This is a genomic window from Yoonia sp. 2307UL14-13, from assembly GCF_037572755.1.
In the GTDB taxonomy this organism is placed as follows: Bacteria; Pseudomonadota; Alphaproteobacteria; order Rhodobacterales; family Rhodobacteraceae; genus Yoonia.
Genome location: NZ_JBBIFZ010000008.1, coordinates 60,730 through 72,797, shown reverse-complemented (window position 1 = coordinate 72,797; position 12,068 = coordinate 60,730). Strand labels below are relative to the sequence as shown.

The 12,068-nt window shown below is 58.6% G+C and carries 10 protein-coding genes; 6 read left to right on the top strand and 4 right to left on the bottom strand.

What is annotated here, in order from left to right; genetic code table 11:
• Positions 1-13: 13 nt before the first annotated feature.
• The 3 genes from V8J85_RS16990 to V8J85_RS16980 form a co-directional block, all read right to left on the bottom strand.
• On the bottom strand, positions 14-508 hold the full coding sequence (locus tag V8J85_RS16990) for a hypothetical protein (RefSeq protein ID WP_339954963.1): 495 nt from the start codon (positions 506-508) through the stop codon (positions 14-16).
• Positions 509-633: 125 nt separating this feature from the next.
• Positions 634-1,737 carry a THUMP domain-containing class I SAM-dependent RNA methyltransferase gene (locus V8J85_RS16985; RefSeq protein ID WP_339954962.1) on the bottom strand — a complete coding sequence of 368 codons (1,104 nt, stop codon included), beginning with the start codon at positions 1,735-1,737 and terminating at the stop codon, positions 634-636.
• Between the two features lie 40 nt (positions 1,738-1,777).
• Positions 1,778-3,112, bottom strand: a complete 1,335-nt coding sequence (locus tag V8J85_RS16980) for a hypothetical protein (protein ID WP_339954961.1) — start codon at positions 3,110-3,112, stop codon at positions 1,778-1,780.
• 205 nt (positions 3,113-3,317) lie between these two features.
• Between V8J85_RS16980 and V8J85_RS16975 the strand changes: the two genes are divergently transcribed.
• Together V8J85_RS16975 and V8J85_RS16970 are read left to right on the top strand one after the other, a co-directional pair.
• A complete protein-coding gene (locus tag V8J85_RS16975; RefSeq protein WP_339954960.1) occupies positions 3,318-3,845 on the top strand; it encodes a CAP domain-containing protein in 528 nt (175 codons plus the stop codon).
• Positions 3,846-3,993: 148 nt separating this feature from the next.
• On the top strand, positions 3,994-4,512 hold the full coding sequence (locus tag V8J85_RS16970) for a CAP domain-containing protein (protein ID WP_339954959.1): 519 nt from the start codon (positions 3,994-3,996) through the stop codon (positions 4,510-4,512).
• Here the strand turns inward: V8J85_RS16970 and V8J85_RS16965 are convergent.
• Positions 4,509-5,273 (bottom strand): class I SAM-dependent methyltransferase, encoded by a 765-nt coding sequence (locus V8J85_RS16965; protein ID WP_339954958.1) that lies wholly within the window; start codon positions 5,271-5,273, stop codon positions 4,509-4,511. The genes V8J85_RS16970 and V8J85_RS16965 overlap by 4 nt on opposite strands.
• A gap of 63 nt (positions 5,274-5,336) precedes the next feature.
• Between V8J85_RS16965 and gloB the strand changes: the two genes are divergently transcribed.
• From gloB to fdhF, 4 genes are all read left to right on the top strand, one after another.
• Entirely contained in the window at positions 5,337-6,113 is a 777-nt protein-coding gene (gene gloB / locus V8J85_RS16960) for a hydroxyacylglutathione hydrolase (protein WP_339954957.1), read from the top strand.
• Between the two features lie 178 nt (positions 6,114-6,291).
• A complete protein-coding gene (clpA, locus tag V8J85_RS16955; protein ID WP_339954956.1) occupies positions 6,292-8,619 on the top strand; it encodes an ATP-dependent Clp protease ATP-binding subunit ClpA in 2,328 nt (775 codons plus the stop codon).
• Between the two features lie 43 nt (positions 8,620-8,662).
• Positions 8,663-8,959: a hypothetical protein gene (locus V8J85_RS16950; RefSeq protein WP_339954955.1), complete on the top strand. Its 297-nt coding sequence runs from the start codon at positions 8,663-8,665 to the stop codon at positions 8,957-8,959.
• Between the two features lie 270 nt (positions 8,960-9,229).
• Complete coding sequence (gene fdhF / locus V8J85_RS16945) at positions 9,230-11,998, top strand: formate dehydrogenase subunit alpha (RefSeq protein ID WP_339954954.1); 2,769 nt, start codon at positions 9,230-9,232, stop codon at positions 11,996-11,998.
• The last annotated feature ends 70 nt before the right edge of the window (positions 11,999-12,068 follow it).

The following is a 12,068-nucleotide window of genomic DNA, read 5'->3' as shown; positions in this document are numbered from 1 at the left end:
CTACAAAAATGAACTACCTATTTTGTAGTAACTGTAGAAGATCAACGAATGTAGCGCCGAGGGCTTTATCTGCTTGAGAAGGCGCTTCTCCAGACCATGCCTGGGCGAAGGTAGTCAGTATGCATTTTTCGCCTACGATTGTTTCTGATTGGTCTGAGCGCAAGTATGCAACCAAACCGCGCGTACCATCCAAGAACTCCATTGGTATTGTCTTGCAAGCGATAGTCGGTTCGTTGTGGTTATCGATCTTCGCGCGTATCGATCCACCAACATAGTCAGCAAACTCCGGCCTCAGCTGATCATCAATAAACAGATTATACCCGGCAAAGAAGATCAAAAAATCGTATGCGGGCTCACTAGCCAATTCGCCCGCAGCGTCCAGCGACTCAAGTATCTTTGCCGTCGATGCATAAAATACACTTACATCATGGTCGTTGGAAAACATCGCGACATTGAGCGAAGAAACATTGATCGTGGATGCGCGAGGCTCCTCAAAGCTCTGGCTCAATATGATAGAGGGCCAAACCAAAAGTGATAAACTAAAACCAATGAGCCGAACCCAACCCATAGCCCGGTCAAGACGGCCATTAACATTCACAAATCTGCGAAATATCAAATTTGACGATTTCATTTCTAAAGAGCTCCAGCCTGAAACAACCGCACCTTCAACCCACCATGCGACACGGGCGGCCCCTTCTCCAGCGACATTCCCGTCGCTTTCGCCAACCCCGCATCACTGGTGACAATCCCAACGCGCCACCCTTCAAACCTTGCCCTCAAGGCCTCACCAAGCCCCGCATAGACGCCATACAGCATCCTCTGGTTCCCGATCCGCCCGCCATATGGCGGATTGCAGATCACCAGACCCGGAGGCCCCTCGGGCCGCTGAATATCCGCCGCATTCATATTCTCAAACGTGGTAAAGTCACCAACCCCCGCCCGCACCGCATTCTCCGTGGCCATCCGCACGGCCCCCGCATCCCGATCCGACCCATAGAACCGCACCGTAGGATGGGTGATATCACCCATCCTACGCATCCCATCCCATGCACCGGGATCAAACGTCGCCAGTTCCTCAAACGCAAACGCGCGAGACCGACCCGGCAACAAGCCCGCAGCCATCTCCGCCGCCTCGATCACAAACGTCCCCGAGCCGCACATCGAATCGAACACCGGCTCCGCCCCACCATACCCACAAGAGCGCAAAAACAGGCTCGCTAAAGTCTCACGCATCGGGGCCTTGCCCACCGACTCCTTATGACCGCGCTTGTGCAAGCTCTCACCCGAGGTATCCACGCTCAAAGTCACGCGATTATCATCAATCCGCGCCTTGATCACGACCTGCGCATCGGCGGTCACCACAAACCCCGCCGCCTTCAACCCGCCCTCGATCCGCTGAGCAGCAGCCCCAGCATGATAAATCTTGGACTTGCGCGAGGTCGCCACCTCAACCCGCACAGGCACGTCCACCCGCAGCACATCGGACCACGGAAACTTGCGCGCCCGCTTGTCCAACTGTGCCAGATGAAACGCCATGAAAGAGCCGATGCGGGCGAGCACCCGCGTCGCCCCGCGCAACACCAGATTGGCGCGCCAAACGTCCGGCCATTCGCCATCAAACACCACCCCGCCAGGAACCAACCGGGCATCGGCAAACCCGCATGCCTGCACTTCTGCCAGCAAAACCGGCTCAAGCCCCGGGGTGCCTGTTAGGAAAATTTCAAAAGGTTGAGTCATCCCACTGCATAAGGGCAAGCGAGCCGCGGGCGCAAGCAGATCAGAAGTTGGATTCGAGACCGAAGCGAACCTGTAAAGACGACGCACTGAACTGATCCACATCCGACCGCCGCCGTTCCGCCGTCAGATCCACCCGCGGTGAAAACCCGAAATAGGAAATGTCGGTCCAGGTCGCGCTGCCACCGCCGAACACGTATTCATCGCGTCGACCATCAAGGGACAAAAAGAAATCATCGTATGTCGTCTGCCCCGCACCAAGAAAACCACCCCAGTTGATCCCGAAAACGGGACGCGCCAAGCGATAATCAAAGACGATGCTGTAGTCCTCGAATGACGACTCGAAGGCATCGGTATCGTAGAGTTGGCAGTTCAGGATCACCTGCATCTGATCGCGATTGGCAAGGGTGGCGCGATAACCCGTGGCGATACTTGTGATCCGTGTATCAGCCTGCCGCCCGGCGATGCCACGTTGATCCTCAACGGCGGCTTGAAGTGTGATCGCACTGCCATCACCAATCATAAAGTCCTGACCAACGCCGATCTTGCCGTATTGCCAAAAGGCATCGCCGCCAAACCAGACCTGACCGATATGCCCGGACAAGATCGTCGGCCCGACCTGCGGAAAGATCAGACGGCGCTGTGCAAGCGAAATATCCAATAGCGCCAGGCTATAGTCACTGCCACTTATGCCCGGCACCGAATCCTTGGCGGAATCCGACGGCGTATAGGTCCGGCCATAAAGAAACACGCCCAAGCGGGTCGCCTGCGTGGCGCTGCGCGACAAACGATAACTCAGCTGGACGTCACCGGAATATTCGATCCCGCTCAGCGCCACTTGTTCGGGTGGCAGAAACAGGTCGAAATCTAGCCCTTCCAACCGAAAAACCTCGCTTTCTGCCCCCCCATTGATGTTGTTCGATGGGGCCACCCCAAAATTCAGCCTTACACCCAGCGGGTTTTCCCGCCGCACGGCCTGAAACTCGGTGAACACATTCGCCGCCTCTTCTGGCGTATTCACATGGTTCGAGGCCCGCCGCAGCCACCATTCCGCCCTTGCATACTGCCGCGCGCGAAAATGCGCGCTGCTGGCCAGCCGGGCGGCTTGCAGACGTTCGGCGTCATTCTGTGCAGCCCGAAACGCCGCGCCCGCGGTTTGGGCCGCATCCCCGAAACGCCCAAGATCGGACAGCGCAGCGGCTTTGACGAAAAGTGCTGGGAAGTCGACAGGTATGTCCGCAAGGATTTCGTCGGTGATGTCGATCACCTCCGCAGAACGACCAGCTGTCAGCGCCGCCTCTGCATCCGCCTGTAGGTCAGCTGAAGCTGGCGCAAACCACGCCACGAAAACCGCGGTCCAAAGTAAGAATCTCATCATGTATCCCAAAGCGTTTCACTCCCGTTACCGCAACTGCGGGCGGAATTAAGGCGCGATCATGGCAGACCTGTGTTCCGGCAAGTCTTTGCAATCACTGATCTTTCCACTCGGCGATATGCCGCCTTTAGTGACGATGCTGACGAAGAAGGCTTAGCGCCTTGCAGATCCCACGTTACCACAGCCGACGGGGGCCGGGAGATAACGAATGAAATACACTTTTTGCGCCCTCGCGCTGCTGACGCTGCCTGCCTGCATGGGTGGTGGTGGCGGGGCTGACGTTACCATGAACCTCACGCCGGACAGACCCGACGCACCGATGAATGCCAGTTTCGGTTCCTTGATGAACGGCGTCCGCATGGGGATCGATCCGGGCCTTGCACCACTCACCTACGACAGCCGTGTCGGCCAGGCTGCCCAAAATCACGCGAACGACATGTTCACGCGGGATTATGACAGCATCTTCATTCCCGGCACGGACAACGGCAGCGGGGCGGAGCAGGATATCGGCGATCGGGTGACCGCGCAGGGCTACCGCTGGGACGACATCGCGCAACTGATCGACAAAGGCGAACGCAGCCTTGGTGATCAAGTCGACGCCTTTTCGACCGAATTGTGCGACGCAGACGGCACAACCTGCTTTGAACGGCCGAATTTTGTCGATTTCGGGCTGGCCAAGGCCGGTTCAGGCGCTGATCAGCGCTGGGTTCTGATCCTGACAGAACCGACCTTGTAACGCGAATATGACCCATATGGGCGGCGAATTGCCCGCCCGGGTCCACGCGATCGGCATCGCTTCGCCTTGGAGTTGGCCCCTATCATCGATGCTTTGCCCTGCCGATCACACTACGTTTAAGGAACAATTCGGGACGAGGAGTGAACCAATGAAATACATCGCAGGCACCACAGCGATCTGTCTATTATCTGCCTGCCTCGGCGGCGGAGGCGGTACATCCGTGTCGACTTCATCGTCGAACAACCCTGTCTCGGCGCCGACACCATCGGTCAATGTGCCGACACCCCCACAACCGCAAAACTTCGCTGGCATGCTCAACAATGTGCGCGCCTCCAACCGCGCTGGCGCGGTCAGCTTCGATGCACGCTTGGGCCGGGCGGCACAGGCGCATGCCAATGACATGCTGGCCAATAACTTCTTCAGTCATACCGGTTCCGACGGGTCGAATGTCGGTCAGCGTGTCGCACGTCAGGGCTACCAATACCGGACCGTCGGCGAAAACATCGCGCGTGGCTATCAGACCGAAGAGTCGGTGATGGAGGGCTGGACCAACTCACCTGGTCACCACGCCAACAACATCAATCCCAATTTCGAAGATTTCGGGCTCGCCCGTGCAGGATCGGGATCAAACCGGTACTGGGTTCTGGTGCTTGGCGCAGAGCGCTAAACCTTCTCTCGTGCCGTTTCCGGCTTCGGCGCGGGCTTGGCGATTTCTTCCAGCGCTTTCAACGGTCGCTTTACCGCCTCACCCAATCCGGGCCGGGTCGGGGCGGCCATTTGCTTGGTCGCCTCGACGATCAACACCCCGCCACCGGCGATAAACGGCATGTTATGCCCGATACGTTCCAGCATCCCCGCCGATTTGCGCCAGACCTTGCTGCTGGAAGGCGGCTGATACAGCGCCGACATGGTTCGTTCGGTGACGAACTGATGCCTGCGCAACTGCGCCTCGAGCTGGCTCATCGAATACGGGCGACCGTAACCAAACGGCGTGGCGTCCGACCGTGACCATAGCCCGGCACGGTTCGGCACCACGAAGACCGCCCGCCCCCCCGGGCCCAGCACACGCCACGCCTCATCCAGCAAGGCCGAAGGTTGCTCTGTCGTCTCCAGCCCGTGCAGCATGACCAGCTTGTCGACATGCCCCGTCTCGATCGGCCATAGGGTATCCTCGCACAGCACACTCACATTCCGGCCATCCGGCGGCCACGGCATCACGCCCTGCGGACCCGGCATCAATCCAATCACCCGGCGGGCATCCGCGAGAAACGGGCGCAAGAGCGGCACAGCAAAGCCAAAGCCCACGACCATCTGCCCCTTTGCCTCGGGCCAAAGGCCAACCAGCTCATCCCGGATCACCTTCTGCGCCGCACGGCCCAGCGCCGAGCGATAGTAGAATTTTCGCAGATCCAGCACATCGAGATGCATTGCGGTTCATGGCCCCATCGGCAACACTTGAGGCTCAACATAGCAACAGAAAGCGCCATTACCATGCCCGATGATTTCGCCCCGATCGATCTGGTCGTCGTTCCTTGCCTGTCGGACAATTACGCCTTTCTGGTGCATAACCGGGATAACGGTGAGACAGCCTTGATCGACGCGCCCGAGGCCGGGCCGATCAAGGGCGTGCTCAAGGCCAAGGGCTGGACACTGACCGACATCCTGATCACCCATCACCACCCCGACCATATCGACGGTGTGGCCAAACTACGGGAAGGGACCCGGGTCATCGGAGCCGCGCGCGACGCGCACCGGCTGCCTGACCTCGACAAGCAGGTGGCCGACGGTGACTCCCTGACGATCTGCGGGGTAGATTGCCATGTCATGGATGTCTCCGGCCACACCAACGGGCACATCGCCTACCACATGCCCGAACCCGAACTCGCCTTCACCGCCGACAGCCTGATGGCCCTGGGCTGCGGACGGCTTTTCGAAGGAACGGCAGAACAGATGTGGGAAAGCCTGCAAAAACTGCGCGCGTTACCGGAAGACACGATTATTTGTTCAGGCCACGAATATACCGAAGGCAACGCCAAATTCGCCCTGTCTATTGACCCCGACAACAGCGACCTTATCTTTCGTTATGAAGGGATCAAGGCTGCGCGCGCTGCCGGACGCCCCACCGTGCCCTCCGCACTCGATGATGAAAAGCGCACGAACCCGTTTTTGCGGGCTGATGACCCCATCTTGAAGGCGGCGATCGGAATGGCGGATGCCAGCGATGTTCACGTCTTTGCCGAGATCAGGGCACGCAAAGACAAATTTTGACCACGATGATGTGACATCGTGTCCGAAAGACGCTGAATTTCTGGACTTCACCCGATTTGTGAAGCGGAATGAGAAAAAAGTCCTTGAAGGTTTTTGGATAACACCAAACCTTAAGGATAAGAGGCCACGGTCGGCGTGCGCACAGAATGCCGACCCCCGATATGAAGGAGCACCTGCCGTGCCATCATTTTCGACAACGTTAGAGCAGTCCATTCATGGCGCGTTGGCGCTTGCCAATGCGCGCAAGCACGAACTTGCGACACTGGAACATCTCTTGCTGTCTCTGATCGACGAACCCGATGCAGCTCGTGTCATGCGCGCCTGCTCGGTCAATCTGGACGAATTGCGCAAGGATCTGGAAGATTTCATCTCTGACGACCTGTCCACCCTGATCACCGACGTCGAAGGGTCCGAGGCCGTGCCGACAGCGGCATTCCAGCGGGTGATCCAGCGCGCCGCGATCCATGTGCAATCCTCCGGCCGGAACGAGGTGACGGGCGCAAACGTCCTTGTCGCCATCTTTGCCGAACGCGAAAGCAACGCCGCCTTTTTCCTGCAGGAACAGGAAATGACGCGCTATGATGCCGTGAATTTCATCGCGCACGGCGTGGCGAAAGACCCGGCTTTCGGCGAAGCACGGCCTGTCACCGGCACGCCCGAGGAAGGTGAGACAATCTCGCCCGACGCCGGTGGTGAGGAAAAGGAAAGCGCATTGGCCAAATATTGCGTGGACCTGAACGCCAAGGCGACCAAGGGTGATGTCGACCCACTGATCGGGCGCGCGCACGAGGTTGAACGCTGCATTCAGGTGCTCTGCCGTCGCCGCAAGAACAACCCGCTCTTGGTGGGTGATCCGGGCGTGGGTAAAACGGCGATTGCCGAAGGTCTGGCCTTCAAAATCGTCAACGGCGAAACGCCCGAGGTGCTGTCATCCGCCACGATCTACTCGCTCGACATGGGCGCGTTGCTGGCCGGGACCCGCTATCGCGGCGATTTCGAAGAACGGTTGAAGGCCGTGATGACCGAAATGGAAGATCACCCCGATGCGGTCTTGTTCATTGATGAAATCCACACCGTCATCGGTGCTGGCGCGACCTCCGGCGGTGCCATGGATGCCTCCAACCTGCTGAAACCGGCCCTACAGGGCGGCAAATTGCGGTGCATGGGGTCCACGACCTACAAGGAATTCCGCCAACATTTCGAAAAAGACCGCGCGCTCAGCCGCCGTTTCCAGAAAATCGACGTGACAGAGCCGTCAGTGCCGGATTCGATCAAGATCCTGCAGGGCCTCAAGCCGTATTTTGAGGAACATCACAGCATCAAATACACGTCCGATGCGATCAAAACGGCGGTGGAACTTTCCGCCCGCTACATCAACGACCGCAAACTGCCCGACAAGGCGATTGATGTGATTGATGAGGCAGGTGCTGCACAGCATCTGGTCGCCGAATCCAAGCGGCGCAAGACCATCGGCACGAAAGAGATCGAGAACGTGGTCGCCAAAATCGCCCGCATCCCGCCGAAAAACGTCTCAAAGGACGATGCCGAGGTGCTGAAAGACCTCGAAAAAACGCTCAAGCGTGTCGTCTTCGGTCAGGATACGGCCATCGAGGCGTTGTCATCAGCCATCAAACTCGCGCGCGCCGGTCTGCGAGAGCCTGAAAAGCCCATCGGCAACTATCTTTTCGCCGGCCCAACCGGTGTGGGAAAAACCGAGGTCGCCAAACAGCTTGCCAGCACGCTGGGCGTCGAACTGCTGCGCTTTGACATGTCCGAATACATGGAAAAGCACGCTGTCAGTCGCCTGATCGGCGCACCTCCGGGCTATGTCGGCTTTGACCAGGGCGGCATGCTGACCGACGGCGTGGATCAGAACCCGCATTGCGTGCTGCTGCTGGACGAGATGGAAAAGGCGCATCCGGATGTCTACAACATCCTGCTGCAGGTCATGGATCACGGGAAACTGACCGACCACAACGGGCGGACAACCGATTTCCGCAACGTGATCATTATCATGACCTCGAACGCAGGTGCAGCTGAGATGTCGAAAAACGCGCTGGGCTTTGGCCGCGACAAGCGCGAAGGCGAAGACACCGCCGCGATTGAACGGACCTTCACGCCGGAATTCCGCAACCGTCTGGACGCGGTGATCTCCTTCGGCGCGCTGCCGAAGCCGGTGATCATGCAGGTGGTCGAAAAATTCGTGCTACAGCTTGAGGCACAGCTGATCGACCGCAACGTGCATATCGAACTGACACCTGCCGCCGCCGAATGGCTGGCCGAAAAAGGCTATGATGAGAAAATGGGCGCGCGTCCGCTGGGCCGCGTGATCCAGGAAAACATCAAAAAGCCGCTGGCCGAAGAACTGCTGTTCGGCAAGCTCATGAAAGGCGGCATCGTCAAGGTCGGCGTCAAAAAGGACAAGCTGGATCTGAAGTATCTGGAACCCGAGCAGGGCAAGATCACGGACAAGGGCAAAAAGCCCCCGCTGCTGACGGCGGATTGATCAAAGAAAGGGTCGCCCGCTAAGGCGGCCCTTTTTACATGACATGAAGCCAACACCGCTTTTCATATGCCTGATACTCGCCGCACAACCAGCATGGGCGGCTTTCGGTTGCGACGTGGCCGGTGTGCCTGGCGATATCATCACTTTGCACGAAAGCCCTGATGCCGGATCACCGGTCGTTGCAAGGGTGCCTACTGGCGCTAGCGTGTCACTTTTTGATGAACCTCAAGACACCGTCGGTCAATGGCAGCGTGTCGCATATTCGGAGGATCAGACGGCCTTCTGGGGCAACGGCGTGAAGGGCTGGATCATGGCCGATAGTCTCGGCGAATGCGGTTAACGAAGGCCAACCGCATCGTACGCCGCATTAACCTTAACAGCCGTTAACGACACCGAACGCCGGGGTCCGATGAAATTCCGATGGAATTCCGATACAATTCCGATCGCCGTTTTTCGACAATTTCAGCGTTAACCATTCCATCAAAACACGAAACGGATGTAGCCCATCGGAACGTCCTGTGGCGCAAAAAAGGCACCCAGCGTCGCCCTTGGCCTTTCGCCAAACCCCTGTAAATGCTGTATTCTTCTCTGAACCCGTGGAGAAACGCGCATGTCCGACCAGATCACGTTCACGCTTGACGGCAAACAGGTGACGGCCCAGCCCGGCCAGACCATCTGGGAGGTCGCCCACGGCCAAGGCCTTGTAATCCCTCACCTTTGTCACAAACCCAGCCCCGGATATCGGTCCGACGGCAACTGCCGCGCCTGTATGGTCACCATCGAAGGAGAGCGCACACTTGCCGCCTCCTGCATCCGCGAACCGTCCGAAGGTATGGTCGTCACCACCGACCAACCCCGCGAAAAACAGGCGCGCAAGATGGTCATGGAATTGCTTCTCGCCGACCAGCCGGAACAAGAGGTCGCCCACGATAAATCCAGTCATCTCTGGGATATGGCGAAAAAACAAGAGGTTAGCGAAAGCCGCTTCCCCACGATAGAGCCTGACCACGTCCCACTTCTCGATGACAGCCACGTCGCGATGTCGGTTAACCTTGATGCCTGCATCCAATGCGGCCTCTGCGTGCGCGCCTGCCGCGAGGTTCAGGTCAACGACGTGATCGGCATGGCGGGCCGTGGCCACAACGCCTATCCTGTCTTCGATATGGACGACCCGATGGGCGCATCGTCTTGCGTGGCCTGTGGCGAATGCGTCCAGGCCTGCCCGACCGGCGCGCTGCTGCCCGCGACGGTAACGAATGATCAACAAATCGGAGATACTGCTGACTACGACCGCGAAGTCGAAAGCGTTTGCCCTTTTTGCGGCGTCGGTTGTCAGGTGTCGCTCAAGGTCAAAGACAACAAGGTCAAATTCGTCGAAGGGATCAACGGCCCCGCCAACGAAGGGCGGCTTTGCGTCAAGGGCCGCTTTGGCTTTGACTACATCCACCACGATCATCGGTTGACCAAACCGCTGATCCGCCGCGACGACGCCCCTGCCAAGGGCCTGAATGTCGACCCCGGCAACTGGCAAACGCATTTCCGCGAAGCGACATGGGAAGAGGCGTTGGATGTCGCCGCAAAAGGACTGAAAGACATCGGCGGCAAAGGCGTTGCCGGTTTCGGCTCTGCCAAGTGCACAAACGAAGAAGCCTATTTATTTCAAAAACTTATCCGTCAGGGGTTCGGTCATAACAACGTCGATCACTGCACAAGGCTCTGTCATGCCTCCTCGGTCGCCGCACTCCTCGAAAACGTAGGATCAGGCGCTGTGACCGCCACGTTCAACGAGATCGAGAACGCCGACGTCGCCATCGTCATCGGCGCGAACCCGATCGAAAACCACCCCGTCGCCGCCACCTATTTCAAGCAATTCACCAAGCGCGGCGGCAAGCTGATCGTCATGGACCCGCGCGGCGTCGGGCTGCGCCGTTTCGCGTCGCATATGCTGCAATTCCGCCCCGGCGCCGACGTGTCGATGCTGAACGCGATCATGCACGTGATCGTCGAGGAAGAACTCTACGACCAGCAGTATATCGCGGCCTACACCGAAAATTGGGAGGCCGAGAAGGCGCATCTGAAAGACTTCTCGCCGGAGAAAATGGAAGGCGTCTGCGGTATCTCGGCAGACACCCTGCGCGACGTCGCCCGCACCTTTGCGGGCGCCAAGGCCGCGATGATTTTCTGGGGGATGGGCGTGTCCCAACACATCCACGGCACCGACAATTCCCGCTGCCTGATCAGCCTTGCGCTGATGACCGGACAGGTGGGCCGCCCCGGCACGGGGCTGCACCCGCTAAGGGGCCAGAACAACGTGCAAGGCGCATCCGACGCCGGTCTGATCCCGATGTTCCTGCCGGACTATCAGCCGGTCGGCGACGATGGGGTGCGCAGTGCCTTCAAGGAGGTTTGGGAAGATGGTCAGATCGACCCGAACAGGGGCCTGACCGTTACCGAAATCCTTGATGCCGTCCATGCGGGCGACATTCGTGGCATGTATATTCTGGGCGAAAACCCGGCCATGTCAGACCCGGATGTCGAGCATGCGCGCGATGCATTGGTCAAGCTCAGGCATTTGGTGGTGCAGGATATTTTCATCACCGAGACGGCGAACTATGCCGACGTGATCCTGCCCGCGAGCGCATTCGCCGAAAAGACCGGAACCGTGACGAACACCAACCGGCAGGTCCAGATGGGCCGCCCAGCCGTCCCGCCACCCGGTGACGCGAAAGAGGATTGGTGGATCACCGTCGAATTGGCCAAGCGGCTAGGCTTGCCATGGACATATGAACACCCGTCCGACATATTTGGCGAAATGACCAAAGTCATGAAATCATTGAATAATATTACTTGGAACCGGTTGGAAAGTCAAAATGCGGTAACCTATCCTTCCTTGTCACCCGAAGACCCCGGTCAGCCCATCGTCTTCGCCGATGGCTTCCCCCGTCCTGAAGGCCGCGCCCGGTTCACGCCGGCCAACGTGATCGCGCCGGACGAGACGCCAGACGAAGAGTATCCGATGATTATGACCACGGGACGGCAGCTGGAACATTGGCACACCGGGTCGATGACGCGCCGATCAAAAGTGCTGGACGCGGTCGAACCAGAGGCGAATTGCTCGCTTCATCCATCCACCTTGCGCAAACTTGGTGTCGCGCCCGGCGGTCTTGTCCGCCTGTCCACCCGCCGCGGCAGCATCGACATCATGGCCCGCGAAGACCGGGCCGTCGCGCCGGATATGGTGTTCGTTCCCTTCGCCTATGTCGAGGCAGCGGCGAATATCCTGACCAATCCGGCGGTCGATCCATATGGAAAAATCCCCGAATTCAAATTCGCCGCCGTTCGGGTCGAGAAGGTCGAAGGGCAAGTCGCGGCAGAGTAATATTACTGCGTAAATGCGCCCTGAAATCGCCTCGTACGATGCATATTCATTTTTCGCGCACGAATTAAAT